The following is a 15,758-nucleotide window of genomic DNA, read 5'->3' on the forward strand; positions in this document are numbered from 1 at the left end:
AGGTATTCCGTTTCCTTGAAGCTCATTTCTTACGTGGCGCTCGCCGCGGCTCTTCCGATTTACCCAGTGGCAGCCGAAAGCTATTTCGACGCGGGCCAGCCCACAGTGATCGGCGCAGATGCCGGCACGGGCGGCGCGTCAGCGCCGGAGCCTACCCCAGGCGACGCATCGAAGGCCCATCCCGATGAGGATCAATCCATTGTCGTGACAGGCGTTAGGCGACGTGCCGGGGACGTCCTCGGCGGCGTGTCCGTACTCGACAAGGAAGAACTGGCTCACGACCTGAAGCCGAGCCTCGGCGATACGCTGGCCGACATGCCCGGCGTCACCTCATCAAGTTTCGGTCCATCGTCGTCACGCCCGATCTTGCGCGGTTTTTCCGGGGAAGACGCAACCATTCTCATCGATGGTCTTGGCAGTCTCGACCTTTCAGCGTCTGACCCCGATCACGCCGTGACCATCAACCCGCTGACGGCGGAACGCATCGAGGTTCTGCGTGGCCCCGGTGCGCTGCTTTACGATTCGTCGGCGATTGCCGGCGTCGTGAACGTGATCGATAATCGAATTCCGCGTTCAGTGCCTACCGACGTCAATGTCGATCTCCTGCTGAATTATGGGACGGCAGCGAATGAGCGATCAGGCAATGCGGGCATCAATGTGCCGCTGGGCGCGCATTTCGTCGCTCATGCTGACGGCGCTTATTCCGAGTACGACGACCTGCACGTCGGCGGCTATCTGCTGTCAGCGCCGTTGCGGCGCGAGGCGCTTGCAAGTCCCGATCCGGAAATTCAGGCGCTCGCGGATCTGAAGGAGAAGCTTCCGAATACGGCAGGTCGCGTCGACGATGCCGCCGGAGGCATTGCGTATGTCGATGGAGATCTGAACATCGGCGTGTCCTACAACCACCACGACGCAAAGTACGGCGTTCCGATACGCTTTTCCCTGGATCCCTCGATCCAGCCCGAAGTGCCGACAATCGACGCACACCAGGACCGCGGAGATGTTCGCGCCAATGTGCCGATCGGCGGTTTCTTCAAGCTATTCGAATTCCGCGGTGCGCTCTCAAAATACCACCACGCCGAAATCGAAGAGGATGGCGTCGTTGGATCTCGCTTCTATTCGAACGGCGGCGAGCTGCGCGCTGACGTCGTGCAGACGGATCGCGACGGCTGGGGCGGCACCAGCGGCGTCCAGTTCCGGAGCCAGACCGCGCGGATTACCGGCGCGGAAAAATATCTTCCCGACAGCCGCAAGCAGACCCTCGGACTCTTCACGCTCCAGACCCTGGAGCATGGGCCAATCCGCTTCGAAGGCGGCCTGAGGGTCGACTTCGCGCGCCTTCATGCCGACCAGGACGAAACGCTCGCCGAGCAGGGAGAAGAGATCGGCGACGAGTTCGGCGAAGAGATCGATATCGGGGCTGCGCCCTTCTCGCGCAATTTCACCTCTGTTTCCGCATCGGTCGGCGCCAATTACCAGCTGGTTGGCGATTGGCGGCTGGGCTTGTCGCTGTCGCACTCCGAGCGTTCGCCGTCGATCGACGAGCTATTTTCGTTCGGCCCGCACGGAGGCAGTCAGCAATTCCTGCTTGGCAATCCCGACTTGAAGAAGCAGTCGAGCAACGGCGTTGACCTCAGCCTTCACAAAACGACAGGGCCGGTGCACTTCCAGGGCAGCGTCTATTACAGCCACTTTTCCAACTACCTCTTCCAGGCGCCCACCGATGAAATCGAGGATGGGCTGCCGGTCTATGAATATCGGGAGGGCAAGGCGGACTATTACGGCTTCGAGCTCGAGGCCGACGCGAAGCTCGGTAACGCACTAGGGATCGATTGGGGCGGCGAGATCACGACCGACGCGGTGCGCGCCAAGATCAAAAATTTCGGCAATGCGCCTGAGATCCCGCCTTTCCGGGTTCTTGCAGGTCTGACGGGCACGCGCGGCCAGTTCGATGGCAAGGTCGAGGTCGAACGCGTATCCAGCCAACACAAGGTTGCGCCCGACGAGACGACGACCCCCGGCTATACAATGGTGAATGCGTCACTCGACTGGCACCCTTTTTCCGCCAATCCGGACCTGACGCTTTCGCTCCAGGGCAACAATCTGTTCGACGTTGAGGCACGCCGCCACTCTAGCGATCTGAAGGACTATGCGCCGCTCGCCGGCCGCGACATTCGCGTGACAGCGCGCGTAGGCTTCTAGACAAAGAAAGAGGCGGTCCGGGAAGGGTGCCGGACCGCCTCTACTTGGCCAGTCGCTGGGGAAGACGACGGGCGCGGGGATTTAGATATCGATGCCGGCGGCGATCGCTTCGAGCTTACGGACGCGTTCGCGAAGATCCGCGATCTCGATCCGGCCCGTGGCCGGGGGAAGTCCGCGGTCGCTGGCAAACTGCGTCAGCTCCATCTTCTTGAGCTCGAGCCAGCCGTTCCAAGCCTTTAGCCCCGCGAAGCTTGCGCCGCCCAATCCGGCGATGACGCTGCCCGAGAGCACTCCGATCGTCAGCGGATCCATTACTTTTCCTCCTGCCGGAGCGCTTCGATCTCACGCGCCAGCTGATCGTTCTGCGTGTTGATGTGGTGATCGATCGCCATCAGGCGGCGGTCGGTTTCGTCGAGTTCGGTGCGCATCGCCTGTACGGTCGGCTTGCGCTTCACGACGTCTCCCATGCGGTCGAAATCGCTCATGCGAGCATCACCGACCATCGACTTCCTTTTCTGCAGGGCGAGGTAGATGCCCACCGCTGCATAGGCGATCAGCGCAAGGCTGATCGGAATGTGCGTCAGCAGCGGAACCGCGATCCAGGCGATCCTGATGAAAGTCGGGTCGATCCCGGTCCGTGCGCCGAGCGTCGAGCAGACGCCGGCGATCTTCGCGTCCTTGCTGTGGAGCGAGTAGGGATAAATCTTGCGGGCCATCATTCCCCTGACCTTTCTTACTGAACCCGCGCTTTAAGCGCGGCTTTCATCGCTTCCAGCTCGCGGTCGACGCTTTCCATCGCCTTGAGCTCGTGGATCTCATCTTCGAGACTGCTGATACCCAGCGCCTCGGCGCGGCCTTCCGCGAAGTCGGCGCGGCGCTCGAGGATCTCGAACTTGCTGAACGCATCCAGCGTCCTGCTGCCGTTCATGACCTCCCGCGCCTTCGCCCGGGTCACGGCGCTTTCGAACCGTGCCGCAATGGCGTTCTGGCGGGCGCGGGCTTCACGCAGCTTCGCCTGAAGCTTGGCGATGTCCGCTTCGTAGCCACGCAGCACCTGATCGATCTGGTCGACCTCGGTCTTGAGGCCTTCTGCCATGTCGGTGGCCTTCTCCTTTTCGAGCAGCGCCGCCTTGGCGAGGTCTTCGCGATCCTTGCTCAGTGCCAGCTCAGCCTTCGCAGTCCAGTCGGCCTGCATCTGGTCGAGCCGTCCGAGCGCCCGCCGCATCTCCTTGATGTCGGCGATCGACCGCGCCGCCGAAGCCCGAACCTCGACCAACGTCTCTTCCATCTCGAGGATGATCATGCGGATCATCTTCGAAGGATCTTCCGACCGGTCGAGGAGCTCCGTCATGTTCGCCGCGAAGATGTCACGAGCGCGGCTGAACACGGGACCGCTGAACCAGGCGGCGACGGGAGCGAGACGCTCGGTGGCCGCCTCTTCCACTTTCACCAGCCGCGGCGTGCGGATCGGAACATGGGCTTCAAGAACTTCGAGTTCAGGCATTGATGGAAACCTTTACGGGATTGGCATTGGCCTGGGCCGGGCCGACGGCGGCGCCGATCGCGACCGTGCTCATGAAGAGCGCCGCGGCGATGGCGACCAGGTTGCGAGTGAACTGCGACTGCGACGACATTGGTATCTCCCTTTTTCCGGCCGGCTTGTTGGTCCGTGCCGATGCAGACTACTATTCAAGGGCCGTGCCAATCCCGGAAAACTGGGAAAAACTTTGCTATGCGGGTCGCGGTGGCGCAATTTCCCAACCAAGACTTGGTGGGAATCACCAATCGTCGGTTGGGAACATTCGCCATGCTCGGATCGGAACATCGCTCCGCCCCGGGCGTCCTTACGGAAAGGTTATTCAGAGGGAGTTTGAGAGATGCTTGGCAAGCTTGCAGGCGCGTGGCTCGGAGAGAAGGTCGCTGGCCCCAACAGGGGCACCAAGGGCGCAATCATCGGATATGGCGCAGCCGCGCTCGCCCGACGCAGCGTGCCAGCGCTAGCGGCCGTGGCGCTTGGCGGCTGGGCTTTCAGGAAATTGCGTGACCGACGCCGCGGTCGCGCAGACTATTCGTCGGACGCTGCTGCTTCCTGACCTTCGGGCGGATGCTCGAAATAGGGCTCGACCTTGCCGTTGAGCTTCAGCGTCATCGGCTGGCCGTAGCGATCCCTGCTGCGGCCGGCCGCAACGCGAATCCAGCCTTCCGACACCGAATATTCGATGACGTTGGTCTTTTCGACGCCATTGAACTTGATGCCGACGCCGCGGCTGAGCAGCGACTCATCGAAATGCTCGCTGCGCGGGTCGAGCGAGAGGCGATCGGGGGGCGTGTCTGATACTTTTTCGGCCATGCGCGCGCCCCTACCCTCGCGCACCTTTCACCGTCAACGCGAAGCGCTCCAGACGGGTGTGTCAAGTAACGTGGACATTATATACATGACGTACCGTCCAGTTACTGATACCGAGTCGGCGACAGGCCGGCGCATCGAAGACGTTATAGTTATGCACGGGGTCCGTGAGTACTCGGAAGGTCTCCCCGTCGAGCTACGACGCCACGAGGGGCGCCTTGTGCTCAGGGCTTTCAGCGAGTGCGGAAACAGGTACACCGATGTGGATCTGTTGGACGTAATAGAGTGGTGTAAAAATGGACCTGGGAGTGCCGTCGCACCCGTTGCGGCCCTTGTTGCACGAAATTCAGGCGGCGATAACTAACGGCCTTCCTTATCTCGCAATGATGCAAGCGCTGGCAGTTCCCGACATTTGCGGCGCACTCATGGCTTCAGATGGACGCGCCACACGGTCGGCGTACCTCGCTTGGTACGGAGAATACATGTGGGGCAATTTCATTCTCCTATCGCCAGAACAATGCTACAGTTTGCGATGTGGATTTGTGCACCAATCGCGATCCGATCTGGCGGGCGGACATTTCAAACGGATCGCCTTTCACTGCCATTTCTGGGGCGCGATGGACTCGATGCCGATGGTTGATATGGGAGACACCCTTTATATCAGCGTCGAGCAATTCTGCGCTCACTTGAATAATGCGGCGCATCGTTGGTTTGCGACCGTAGCCTTTGACCCAACCGTGTTGGAGAACGCCCAAAGCCTGCTCAAGCCGAAGCGCAGCCTTAATGCGATGATGGGCTCGTTTGTATTGTCTTAGGAGAAGCGAATGGCCACCAAAGCAGCATCGACCGACGAAGCTCGCCAACGCGACGAACTGCTGCGCCGCGCTCTGGCGACGCCGCCGATAAGCAACGAAGAGATAATCAGGCGCTCAAAGCAAGAGCCGAGGAAGCGCGGCTAGGACTGATCCCAGACGGGGTCATATTCCTTCGGTCGGAACACGATCTTCGTTCCGTCCGTGACTTCCTTTTCAAAGATTGCAGCGTGCAAGTCTTTCTCTTTGAGGGTCTTCTTGCCATCGGCGATGGCGTAAAGGTGCTTGGATAACGGCCTGTCCGGTGGAGCGACTGTAAACAGCCCCTTATTTGGAAACCGGTCTTCACGAACGCAAATGAGGCCGCCTGATCGGAATCAGCGCTGACTACAAATGCCACGTCGTAAAGGTCGTCCAAGGCGTCCTGATAGAGGCTTAGACCGAGGTTCAGGTCGGTGGCTTTTTCGCGCTTCACGGTCCACGAATTGCCGCATGGGCGGCATTCAACGGTCTCGTCGGCTTCATGGCCAAAAATGGTTTTGACGCCGACTAATTCGAGAGCCTCAACATAGAAGCGATGCCGTGCTTTCTTGCCCACTTCCCGGTCCCGCCAAGCAGTGCAATAGATCACACGATCAAGCTTTCCGTGGCCTCTAGCTAAGCCCTCACTTAACTTCCAAAGATTGAGCCATTTTAGGTATGGTTGGCCAAGATCATCTACCGCATGGTAGAGGTTGAACCCATCTATATAGACCGATACTCGCAAGACGAATCCCCCTTGACTTGAGGGGTCTAGATTCCTAGATGGCTACTTGCAACGCCGCATGGTGCGCCCAGCGGCCCGCCCGGAGAGCCTAGTGCGCTCCGGGCTTTTTCTTGCCTAGCGTGTCCATCGCTTCCGTCGCTCTCCGTAAACGCGCGACGCTCGGTAGTGGTTAGGCTGCTGCGAAGTCAGGTTGCCGGTACATGAGGCGTTTGCCACGCGCACCTTTCAGTGCCTCTGCGGTGCGGGCTGCGTCGTCGTAGCCGTTCGCGGCGCGGAACGTGTACCGGAAGTCGAACTCGTTGAGATAGCGCTGCAAGTGCTTGCTGCTGCAATGCTGATAGATGCCCTTCATGCCGCGCTTGAAGATGCCGAAGAAGCCTTCAATCGTGTTCGTCGTAACGTCGCCACGCACGTACTCTTTGGCGCTGTGGTTGACGCTCTGATGCGAAGCGAACTCAAGGCCGGGGCGCATGTAGTAGTGCGCTTCGTCAGTCATTAGGCGGCTTGCGCGGCGCACGTTCGTGTAGAGGATGCCGCTGATCGTATCGGCGTTCAGATTGTCCGTAACGTGGAAGGAGACTGCGCGGCCCGTCGTGCGATCGACGAGGCTCACGATCTTATTCATGTTGCGGATTGCCATGCGGCTCTTCGGGGCAGTCTTATCCTTGCCGAAGAAAGTTTCGTCGGCCTCGATCACCATGCCGGGGCCGCCCATCGGCTCGAAATCCTGCTTCATGGCCTCGCGGATGCGATGCTCCATGAACCAAGCCGACTTGTACGTGATGCCAAGCTGGCGATGTAGCTGGTGAGCCGAGACGCCCTTCTTGGAACCGTTGACCATCGCAAACGCCATGAGCCACTTGTTCAGCGGGATTTTGCTGTCTTCCATGACGGTGCCGACAGTGACCGTGAACGGCTTTGTGCAGGCGTTGCATTTATACACGCCCTTGCGGGTCGATTTGCCCTGGAGCTTCTTGATATTCTCGACCGAGCCGCAGTGCGGGCAGACCGGCCCATTCGGCCAATGGATGGCCTCAATGTGCTCGCGGGCTTTGTCCGCATCCTGATAAATGGGGTTGGTAAGGTTCATCGGTCTTTCCTCTTGAGACCGATCTACTCCCACACCGTTAGTACGTCAAGTATATAATGTCCAGTAACGTTGACAGTGGCAGTTGCCGCCTCGCCGAGACAGGACTAAGCGCTCGCGCCAGACATGAGTGACAAGGATCCATCGCTGCGCCGTAATGCGCCGAAGCTGGCGCTGCACGTTCCGGAGCCGCCGTTCCGTCCGGGTGATGCGCCGGACTTTTCTTCGCTGAAGATTCCTGCCGCCGGCAGTGCGCCGCGCCCTGACATTGCGGCGCCTGCAGCGGAAACGCATCCGCTGACGACACAGCTAGTTCGGGTGCTCGGCGACGACAGCAAGGCGGTCGGCGCATGGGACCCGAAGCTCGACCCCGAAACGCTGCGTAAGATGCTCCGTGACATGATCACGGTGCGGATATTCGACGACCGCATGTACCGCGCACAGCGGCAGGGGAAGACCAGCTTCTACATGAAGTGCACGGGCGAAGAGGCAATCGCTATTGCAGCGCAGACCGCGCTCGACCGCGAGGACATGCACTTTCCGACCTATCGTCAGCAGGGCCTGCTCGTCGCGCGCGGCTATCCGCTGACGGAAATGATGAATCAGATCTACTCCAACCGCGGCGACAAGCTTCGCGGGCGCCAGTTGCCGATTATGTATTCGGACAAGAAGTTCGGCTTCTTCTCGATTTCCGGCAACCTCGGCACGCAATTCCCGCAAGCCGTCGGCTGGGCGATGGGTGCGGCTATCAAGGGCGACAGCCGGATCGCCATGGGCTGGATCGGTGACGGCGCGACCGCCGAAGGCGACTTTCATTCGGCGCTGACCTTTGCTGCCGTCTACAACGTGCCGGTCGTGCTCGCTGTCGTGAACAACCAGTGGGCGATCTCGAGCTTTTCCGGGATCGCTGGCGCGGAGCGCGCGACCTTCGCGCAGCGAGCGGTGGGATACGGCATCGCCGGGCTGCGCGTAGATGGGAATGATGCGCTGGCAGTGTACGCGGCGACGAAGTGGGCGTCGGAACGCGCCCGGTCGAATCAGGGCCCGACACTGATCGAGTTCTTTACCTACCGCGCAGAAGGCCATTCCACGTCCGATGATCCCTCGGGTTATCGCCCAACCAACGAGGCCAAGTCCTGGCCGCTCGGCGATCCGATCGAGCGATTGAAGGCGCACCTGATCGCCATTGGCGAATGGGACGATGAACGCCATGCGGCAGCAAACGCCGAGGCCGACGCCACGGTCCGTGCGGCACAGAAGGAATCTGAAAAGCTCGGCATTCTTCCAGAGCAAGGCAAGAACGGGGTCGAGACCATGTTCGACGACGTTTATGCCGAGGTGCCGTGGCACATCGCCGAGCAGCGCGAGCAGGCGCTGTCGGAGGGACGCGACTGATGCCGACGATGAACATGATCCAGGCGCTCAACGACGCTCATAAGGTCGTCATGCGCGCCGACGAGGATGTTGTCGTGTTCGGCGAGGACGCCGGTTACTTCGGCGGCGTGTTTCGCGTCACTGAAGGATTGCAAAAGGAATTCGGCAAGCAGCGCGCGTTCGACGCACCGATCAGCGAAGGTGGCATTGTCGCAACCGCTGTCGGCATGGCCGCCTACGGCATCAAGCCGCTGATCGAGATCCAGTTCGCCGATTACATCTACCCCGGCTACGACCAGATCGTCAGCGAAGTGGCCAAGATGCGTTATCGCACCGCCGGCGAGTGGGCTATGCCGATGGTCATCCGCACCCCCTATGGCGGTGGCATCTTCGGGGGCCAGACGCACAGCCAGTCGCCGGAGTCTCTTTTCACCCACATCGCGGGCTTGAAGGTCGTCGTCCCGTCGACGCCTTATGACGCAAAGGGCCTGCTGATCGCGGCGGTCGAGGATCCCGACCCGGTGATCTTCTTCGAGCCCAAGCGCATTTATAATGGACCGTTCGACGGGCATCACGACCGTCCAGTGAAGCCTTGGTCCAAGCATCCGGCCAGCGAAGTGCCCGAGGGTTATTACACCGTCCCGCTCGGCAAGGCGTCGATCGTCCGCGAAGGTGATGCGGTGACCGTCCTCGCTTACGGCACCATGGTGCACGTCGCGCTCGCCGCGGTCGAGGAGCAAGGTCTCGACGCCGAAGTCATCGACCTGCGCACGCTCGTTCCACTGGATATCAAGACAATCGAGAAATCGGTTGAGAAGACCGGCCGCTGCCTGATTGCGCAGGAGGCGCCGCGCACTTCCGGCTTCGCCGCCGAGCTTTCCGCGCTCGTGCAGGAGCGCTGCTTCTATCATCTCGAAGCGCCGGTGGAGCGCGTGACCGGTTGGGACACGCCTTACCCGCACGCTTACGAATGGGCCTATTTCCCGGGCCCGAAGCGCTTGAAGCGCGCCCTCGAAAAAGTGATGGCTGACTGATGGCTCGATACGAATTCAAGCTGCCCGACATCGGCGAAGGCATTGCCGAGGCTGAGATCGTCGCCTGGCACGTCAAGGTCGGCGACATGATCGGTGAAGACCAGCAGATCGCCGACATGATGACCGACAAGGCGACGGTCGAGATGGAATCGCCGGTAGCCGGCAAGGTGGTCGAGCTCGCGGGCGACGTCGGCGATCAGATTCCGATTGGGTCCGTGCTCGCCGTAATCGAGACAGAAGGCGCGGATCGCGCTGCCGAGCCTGCCGACGACAGCCGTGATGAACGGCCGCTCGCGGACGGCGCGGTTCAGGCGACGCCTGAACAGGCGGAAGAAATCCCCATCGTCTCAGTCGACGCGAAGGCCGAGGCGCCGAAGCCAGTTCCAGCCCCGCGCGTCGAACCAGAGGTTGCGGAAATGGAGCCGAGCGGTGCTCACGTCCTCGCTTCCCCTGCCGTTCGCGCTCGCGCTCGCGACCTCGGCATCGACCTGGCGCAAGTGAAGACCACGTCGGATCGCATTCGTCACTCAGACCTGGACGCCTATCTTCTCTACAACGGCGGCAGCGTTTCGACCCGCGGTGCAGCGACCGCGCGCCCGGACGAGAGCGTCAAGGTCGTCGGCCTTCGCCGCAAGATCGCCGAGAACATGGCCGAAGCGAACCGGCGCGTTCAGCATTTCACTTTGGTCGAGGAGTTCGACGTCAGCGCTCTTGAGGAAGCGCGCGCGATGATGAACCGCGACCGGGGCACCAACCCCAAGCTTACACTGCTTCCATTCCTCATCACCGCTCTATCGCGTGGCCTCGCCGAATGGCCGATGCTGAACGCGACCTTCGATGACGAGGCAATGGTCGTCACGCGGTACGGGTCCGTCCACATGGGCATGGCAACGCAGACCGCCAACGGTCTTATGGTGGCAACCATCCGTGACGCTCAATCGCGGTCGATTTGGGAACTCGCATCAGAGATCCTTCGGCTTTCTGAGGCGGCGCGAAGCGGCAAGGCCACGCGCGACGAACTCAGCGGCGCGACTTTCACAGTTTCGAGCCTGGGCCCGATGGGCGGCATCACCTCAACGCCGGTCGTCAATCCGCCCCAGGTTGCGATCATCGCCGTGAACAAGCTCGAAGAGAAGCTCGTCCCCATCAATGGCGAAATCGAAGTCCGCAAGCACATGAACCTGTCGCTCTCGTGCGACCATCGCGTCATCGACGGCTGGGACGCGGCGAGCTTTATGCAGACCTTGAAAGGCTACATCGAGAACCCGCTGCGGCTGCTTAGCGCCTAAGGCCTATTTCTTTGGGCGTTGGGGTTGCGCCCACGAACTCCGCCGGACCCATTCGAACGGCGATCGCCGTCACTTCTTCGCGCGAAGGTCTCGCCAGCTATCTTCGTTCACTTCAACGCCGTGCTTCTTCGCTGCGCGCTTGATGCGGCCCCACGCGGCATCCCGTTCGTCGTCTGAGACGTCGCGGACCTGGTTGAAACGAGCGATCGCATTGCGGACGTGGCTGGCGTTGCTGAGCGGTTCCTTGCGCTCTTTCGGGAAAGCGAACTGGTCCTCATCGAGACTGTCGCGCTGCTTTTCGCTGAGTTCGGACATTGGGTGCTCCTTTCAGGGCTACAACGCCGCAATCGCCATCGCGTTCGCATTTTTAATGATCGAGCCCCGGCGCGCGAGGGAGGGGCAGAACACGCACCGGGGCCCGAAAGCGGCCGATGTGCGGCCGCTTGGGGATCGTTCACGCCGCGAGGCGGACCGTCTCGCCGAGCGCCTGCTTGAGCGACTGTTCGCGCTGCTCGGGACCAATGTTCAGACCGTCGGCTGCGACGAATTCGGGCTCGATCCCCATGAAGTTGAAGACACCGCGCAGGTAAGTCTCGAGATGCTCGAGCGAAGCCGCCGGGGAGCCAGCGTTGTAGATGCCCCCACGTGCGAGCGCGATGATGACCCGCCTGCCGCCGGCAAGTCCCTCGGGGCCGTTCTCGCCGTAACGAAAGGTCTTGCCCGCCACGAGGACGCGGTCGATCCAGGACTTAAGCTGCGTCGGAAGCGTGAAATTGTACATCGGCGCACCGATCACGATCGCGTCGGCATCCAGGAATTCGTCGAGCACGCTGGTGTCGGCAAACGCGTCGAGCGTCAGGTGCGGGAGCGGGTTGGCGGTGAGATCGCGATAGATGACCTCGCTATAAGTCCCCGACTTCAACTGGTCGACGATCGAGCGCGAAATGGCCCGGCTCGCGCTATTTTCGCCAGTGATGCTGGCGTCGAGATGAAGGATGGTCACTATTGCCTCCTAGGTATGGAATTATTACCGAAGGCACGCTAGATAACCACCAAGGTTTCGCCCGCAAGAACGCACTTTTTTGTGGGTGAAGAACAAATTTGTGAGCCGCGAACATGCGTGTACGCGGGAACAGGAAGGGTACCGATGAGAGATCCAGCAAACCCCGTCTGCCGGACAATCAGCACCTTGCTTCAGCGGATCGGCGACAAATGGACGGTGCTCGTCGTGTCGACGCTCGGCGAGGGTCCGCGGCGCTTCAACGAACTGCGTCGCGAGATCCCTAGCGTGTCGCAGAGGATGCTGACGCTTACGCTCCGCAACCTCGAGCGCGATGGGCTCGTGAGCCGCAAGGTCACCCCATCGATTCCGCCGCGCGTAGATTACGCGCTCACTGACCTCGGCTGCTCGCTCTTGAAGCCCGTCAATGCGTTGTCGCAATGGGCGCTCGACAATGTCGAGGCGATCCACCGCGCCCACGCGCGCTTCGATACCGAGCAGGACAAGGCCGAAGCTGCGTGAACTCGACGGCGGGGGGAACGCAAGTCGAGGCGCTGCTCGATCGAGGCGACGATTACGCCGCCAAAGCCGACATAAAGGCATCCGTGAGCTTCTACCAAGCGGCGCTGAAAGCTGCGTCGCATGCGTTCGAAGTCGACCAGCCGACCCGCGCGCGTCTCGAAAAAGCGGCCGGTTACGTCCGCGCACAGGCTGAGACCTACAAGACTTTGCTTCGCCAAGTCGTTTTGGACCGTCCTGCCGGGGTAGGCCGAACCGACAGGCTGCGACACGCGGTGGAGATCCTGACTGGAGAGCGAGAACTGTTCATGCAGGCGCCAAGCGTGCTGCATTTCCCCTATCTCGCGCACCGTCAGTTTTTCGAGCGCGACGAATTCGACTGGGTTCCGGCACTTGAGGCGGAAACGCCGGCTATCCAGGCGGAGCTTCATGCGCTCCTGCGTGAAAGCGCCGACTTCCAGCCCTATGTCGAAGACGACGCCGACCGTCCGCGCCGCGAGTTTCATGGTCTCCACGGTGACGCCAGCTGGACCGCGCTTTACTTGTGGCGAAACGGCGAACCGGTCGCAGTGAACGCCGACCGCTGCCCTCGTACGATGGCGGCGCTCGAGCATGTTCCGATGACGAAGATCCAGGGCCAGACGCCCTCAGTCCTGTTCTCGCGCCTGACGCCCGGCGCGCACATCCCGCCGCACCGCGGCATGCTCAATTGCCGCCTTATCTGCCACCTTCCACTGATCGTGCCTGATGGCTGCTGGCTCCGTGTCGGAAACGAAACACGGCAGTGGCGGGAGGGCGAGTTAATGATCTTCGACGACAGCTTTGAGCATGAGGCAAAGAACGACAGCGGTGAGATGCGCATCGTGCTGCTTTTCGATATCTGGCGGCCAGAGCTAAACGCCAACGAGCAGGCCGGCATTTCAAAGATTTTCGAGACGATTGCGGCCTTCACGCACCTGCCCGAGGCCTGAGGCTGTTTCCGAGCCGCGACGGCAGCGCTAGAGCGGCCGCATGCTGAAGCCCGTCACCACCGACATTGAAGCGCTGAAAATTCTGGACGAGCGGCTGCGCTGGCTGTCGGCGTGGACCATCCACCACGCCAACCACATACGTTCCAGCGACGATGGGCTGAAGGTCGGTGGTCACCAGGCGAGCTGCGCATCGATGAGCGCGATCATGGCGGCCCTCTACTTCCATGCGCTCGGCGCCAACGATCGCGTCGCCGTGAAGCCGCATGCTGGGCCCTTGCTCCATGCAATTCATTATTTGCTCGGCTCGCAGTCGCGGGAGGCGCTTGAGAACTTTCGCGGCTTCGGTGGCGCGCAGAGCTATCCGAGCAGGACCAAGGACAAGATCCCCGTCGATTTTTCGACGGGCTCGGTCGGGCTTGGCGTGGCGATCACGCTCTTCGCCAGCCTGGTGCAGGATTATCTGTCGGCGCACGGCTGGCTCGACGAAAGCGACCGCGGACGATTCGTCGCGCTGATCGGCGATGCCGAACTCGACGAAGGCAACATCTACGAGGCGCTGATCGAAGGCGCGAAGCACGATGTCCGCAACTTGTGGTGGATCATCGATTACAACCGTCAGAGCCTCGACGCGACCAGCACGGACCGAATGTTCGAGCGCTTCGACGAGATCTTCCGCAGTTGCGGCTGGCGCGTTGTCGAAGTGCGCTATGGAAAGCGGCTGCAGGCCGCGCTCGCCAAATATCCGAAGCTCAAGAACTGGTTCGAGAAACTTCCGAACGCCGACCTTTCGGCACTTCACTATCAGGGCGGAGCGGATTGGCGGAGCAGGATTGAGGCGGAGCTTGGAAAGGAGGCTGCGCCTTTCCTCAAAGACTATGACGACGCTAGCCTGGCGGCTCTGTTCACCGACCTTGGCGGACACTGCATGGCGACGCTGGTGGAAGCTTTCGACGCCGCGCAAGACGATGTCCCGACCCTGTTCATCGCGTGGACGATCAAGGGCTTCGGCCTGCCGTTCGCGGGGCACAAGGACAATCATGCCGGGCTGATGAACCCCACGCAGCTCGCGGCTCTCCGCGACACGATGGGTGTGCGCGACGGGCATGAGTGGGATGAGCTCGAAGGCATTGGCGACAATGCGAGGCCGGGCGTCGAAGCGGTGCTCGAACGCACCCGCATCATGCGCGAGAAGCGCGCGCGCAACTTCGGAGGCGTCATCGTCCCAGCGCTCCCCGCGCCGACTGGTGATGAGCAATCGACTCAGGCCGCGTTCGGCCGGATCATGCTGGATCTGTCGAAGACCGGCGGCGACCTTGCAGACCGCATCGTGACCACTTCGCCTGACGTTACCGTCTCGACGAATCTCGGCGCATGGGTAAATCAGCGCGGACTCTTCCGCCGTGCAGAAAGCCCGGATGTCTTCGCGAAAGCAAAAATTGCTTCAGCGCAAAAGTGGGGCGCCGACAACCAAGGCCAGCATATCGAACTCGGGATTGCCGAGAGCAATCTGTTCCTGATGCTCGCTGCAGCTGGACTGTCAGGCGACCTGTGGGGCGAGCGGCTGTTCCCGGTCGGCACCCTTTATGACCCGTTCATTGCCCGAGGCCTCGATAGCCTGAATTACGCTTGCTACCAGGACGCGCGCTTCCTGCTCGTGGCGACGCCGAGCGGCATCACGCTCGGACCCGAGGGCGGCGCCCACCAGTCGATCAACCCGCCGCTAATTGCGCTCGGTCAGCCCGGCCTTCGCCACTATGAGCCGGCCTACGCCGATGAGCTCGCAGCAATGATGGAGCTGGCCTTTCGCCTGATCGACGATCCGGACGGTGAAAGCACCTATCTCCGCCTCTCGACGCGCTCGATCCAGCAAGTTGTGCGCGAAGACGACCGCTGGCGCGATGGTTCGCTGCAAGGCGCTTATTGGCTCCGCGCGCCAGGCGAGAATGCCGAGGCCGCCATTGCCGCAATGGGCGCAGTGATGCCTGAAGCGCTCGCAGCGTGGGAAGAACTACGCGAGGACATTCCCGGCCTGGGTTTGCTGGCCGTCACTTCACCCGACCTTCTCCACCGCGGCTGGACTGCAGCACAGGCCGCCCGCTGGAAGGGAGATCACGCGCCAAGCCACATCGAGAAATTGCTTTCCGCCCTCTCCCGTCACGCCGGGCTGGTGACGATCGCCGACGCGGCACCCGCATCGCTTTCGTGGATTGGCGGCGTCCTCGGGCAGCGGGTCGCGCCGCTCGGCGTGGAGAAGTTCGGGCAGACCGGCAGCCTTGCCGACTTGTACGCCGCTTACCGCCTCGATGGCTCGGCGATCACCGAAGCCGTTGCGGAGCTGCTATTGCCTGCCTAGAGGC

18 protein-coding genes and 1 pseudogene are annotated in these 15,758 nt (G+C 61.5%); 10 read left to right on the forward strand and 9 right to left on the reverse strand.

The window, feature by feature from the left end:
• The first annotated feature begins 15 nt into the window (after positions 1-15).
• Entirely contained in the window at positions 16-2,202 is a 2,187-nt protein-coding gene (locus ABD704_RS06695; RefSeq protein ID WP_344698898.1) for a TonB-dependent receptor, read from the forward strand.
• A gap of 81 nt (positions 2,203-2,283) precedes the next feature.
• On the opposite strand, the gene ABD704_RS06700 is transcribed toward ABD704_RS06695, so the two are convergent.
• Genes ABD704_RS06700 through ABD704_RS06715 form a run of 4 tightly spaced genes read right to left on the reverse strand, consistent with a single transcriptional unit; the run spans position 2,284 to position 3,836 of the window.
• Positions 2,284-2,514, reverse strand: a complete 231-nt coding sequence (locus ABD704_RS06700) for a hypothetical protein (protein ID WP_344698899.1) — start codon at positions 2,512-2,514, stop codon at positions 2,284-2,286.
• On the reverse strand, positions 2,514-2,918 hold the full coding sequence (locus ABD704_RS06705) for a PspC domain-containing protein (RefSeq protein WP_344698900.1): 405 nt from the start codon (positions 2,916-2,918) through the stop codon (positions 2,514-2,516). Before ABD704_RS06705 ends, ABD704_RS06700 begins: the two co-directional genes overlap by 1 nt.
• A 17-nt stretch (positions 2,919-2,935) precedes the next feature.
• Complete coding sequence (locus tag ABD704_RS06710; RefSeq protein ID WP_344698901.1) at positions 2,936-3,706, reverse strand: PspA/IM30 family protein; 771 nt, start codon at positions 3,704-3,706, stop codon at positions 2,936-2,938.
• Positions 3,699-3,836, reverse strand: a complete 138-nt coding sequence (locus ABD704_RS06715; protein WP_344698902.1) for a hypothetical protein — start codon at positions 3,834-3,836, stop codon at positions 3,699-3,701. The genes ABD704_RS06710 and ABD704_RS06715 overlap by 8 nt, the downstream gene beginning before the upstream one ends.
• Positions 3,837-4,079: 243 nt before the next feature.
• Between ABD704_RS06715 and ABD704_RS06720 the strand changes: the two genes are divergently transcribed.
• The gene (locus ABD704_RS06720; RefSeq protein ID WP_344698903.1) at positions 4,080-4,295 is read left to right on the forward strand and encodes a hypothetical protein; all 216 of its coding nucleotides are present in this window, start codon (positions 4,080-4,082) and stop codon (positions 4,293-4,295) included.
• On the opposite strand, the gene ABD704_RS06725 is transcribed toward ABD704_RS06720, so the two are convergent.
• The gene (locus ABD704_RS06725; RefSeq protein ID WP_344698904.1) at positions 4,268-4,552 is read right to left on the reverse strand and encodes a DUF3297 family protein; all 285 of its coding nucleotides are present in this window, start codon (positions 4,550-4,552) and stop codon (positions 4,268-4,270) included. The genes ABD704_RS06720 and ABD704_RS06725 overlap by 28 nt on opposite strands.
• A gap of 329 nt (positions 4,553-4,881) precedes the next feature.
• Here ABD704_RS06725 and ABD704_RS06730 point away from each other — a divergent pair, with 329 nt between their 5' ends.
• On the forward strand, positions 4,882-5,364 hold the full coding sequence (locus tag ABD704_RS06730; RefSeq protein WP_344698905.1) for a hypothetical protein: 483 nt from the start codon (positions 4,882-4,884) through the stop codon (positions 5,362-5,364).
• Positions 5,365-5,373: 9 nt separating this feature from the next.
• On the forward strand, positions 5,374-5,508 hold the full coding sequence (locus ABD704_RS06735) for a hypothetical protein (RefSeq protein ID WP_344698906.1): 135 nt from the start codon (positions 5,374-5,376) through the stop codon (positions 5,506-5,508).
• 235 nt (positions 5,509-5,743) lie between these two features.
• Here the strand turns inward: ABD704_RS06735 and ABD704_RS14675 are convergent.
• Together ABD704_RS14675 and ABD704_RS06740 are read right to left on the reverse strand one after the other, a co-directional pair.
• A pseudogene (locus tag ABD704_RS14675) lies at positions 5,744-6,127 on the reverse strand (PIN domain-containing protein); the annotation flags it as partial.
• 169 nt (positions 6,128-6,296) lie between these two features.
• A complete protein-coding gene (locus ABD704_RS06740) occupies positions 6,297-7,217 on the reverse strand; it encodes an IS1595 family transposase (protein WP_344698907.1) in 921 nt (306 codons plus the stop codon).
• 123 nt (positions 7,218-7,340) lie between these two features.
• Here ABD704_RS06740 and ABD704_RS06745 point away from each other — a divergent pair, with 123 nt between their 5' ends.
• From ABD704_RS06745 to ABD704_RS06755, 3 genes are read left to right on the forward strand one after another with little or no spacing between them, the layout of a single operon-like run.
• On the forward strand, positions 7,341-8,609 hold the full coding sequence (locus ABD704_RS06745; RefSeq protein ID WP_344698908.1) for a 3-methyl-2-oxobutanoate dehydrogenase (2-methylpropanoyl-transferring) subunit alpha: 1,269 nt from the start codon (positions 7,341-7,343) through the stop codon (positions 8,607-8,609).
• An 8-nt stretch (positions 8,610-8,617) separates the two neighbouring features.
• Positions 8,618-9,622 carry an alpha-ketoacid dehydrogenase subunit beta gene (locus ABD704_RS06750; RefSeq protein WP_344700507.1) on the forward strand — a complete coding sequence of 335 codons (1,005 nt, stop codon included), beginning with the start codon at positions 8,618-8,620 and terminating at the stop codon, positions 9,620-9,622.
• Positions 9,622-10,911, forward strand: a complete 1,290-nt coding sequence (locus ABD704_RS06755) for a dihydrolipoamide acetyltransferase family protein (RefSeq protein WP_344698909.1) — start codon at positions 9,622-9,624, stop codon at positions 10,909-10,911. The genes ABD704_RS06750 and ABD704_RS06755 overlap by 1 nt, the downstream gene beginning before the upstream one ends.
• Positions 10,912-10,980: 69 nt before the next feature.
• Here the strand turns inward: ABD704_RS06755 and ABD704_RS06760 are convergent, their stop codons facing one another.
• Both ABD704_RS06760 and ABD704_RS06765 read right to left on the reverse strand, forming a co-directional pair.
• On the reverse strand, positions 10,981-11,226 hold the full coding sequence (locus ABD704_RS06760; RefSeq protein ID WP_344698910.1) for a DUF6582 domain-containing protein: 246 nt from the start codon (positions 11,224-11,226) through the stop codon (positions 10,981-10,983).
• A 139-nt stretch (positions 11,227-11,365) separates the two neighbouring features.
• Positions 11,366-11,914: an FMN-dependent NADH-azoreductase gene (locus ABD704_RS06765; protein WP_344698911.1), complete on the reverse strand. Its 549-nt coding sequence runs from the start codon at positions 11,912-11,914 to the stop codon at positions 11,366-11,368.
• A 144-nt stretch (positions 11,915-12,058) separates the two neighbouring features.
• On the opposite strand from ABD704_RS06765, the gene ABD704_RS06770 reads away from it, so the two are divergent.
• From ABD704_RS06770 to ABD704_RS06780, 3 genes are read left to right on the forward strand one after another with little or no spacing between them, the layout of a single operon-like run.
• Entirely contained in the window at positions 12,059-12,433 is a 375-nt protein-coding gene (locus ABD704_RS06770; RefSeq protein WP_344698912.1) for a winged helix-turn-helix transcriptional regulator, read from the forward strand.
• On the forward strand, positions 12,430-13,401 hold the full coding sequence (locus ABD704_RS06775) for an aspartyl/asparaginyl beta-hydroxylase domain-containing protein (protein ID WP_344698913.1): 972 nt from the start codon (positions 12,430-12,432) through the stop codon (positions 13,399-13,401). Before ABD704_RS06770 ends, ABD704_RS06775 begins: the two co-directional genes overlap by 4 nt.
• Positions 13,402-13,441: 40 nt before the next feature.
• Positions 13,442-15,754, forward strand: a complete 2,313-nt coding sequence (locus tag ABD704_RS06780) for a transketolase (protein ID WP_344698914.1) — start codon at positions 13,442-13,444, stop codon at positions 15,752-15,754.
• The last annotated feature ends 4 nt before the right edge of the window (positions 15,755-15,758 follow it).

It is taken from the genome of Sphingomonas limnosediminicola (assembly GCF_039537965.1).
GTDB lineage: Bacteria > Pseudomonadota > Alphaproteobacteria > Sphingomonadales > Sphingomonadaceae > Sphingomicrobium > Sphingomicrobium limnosediminicola.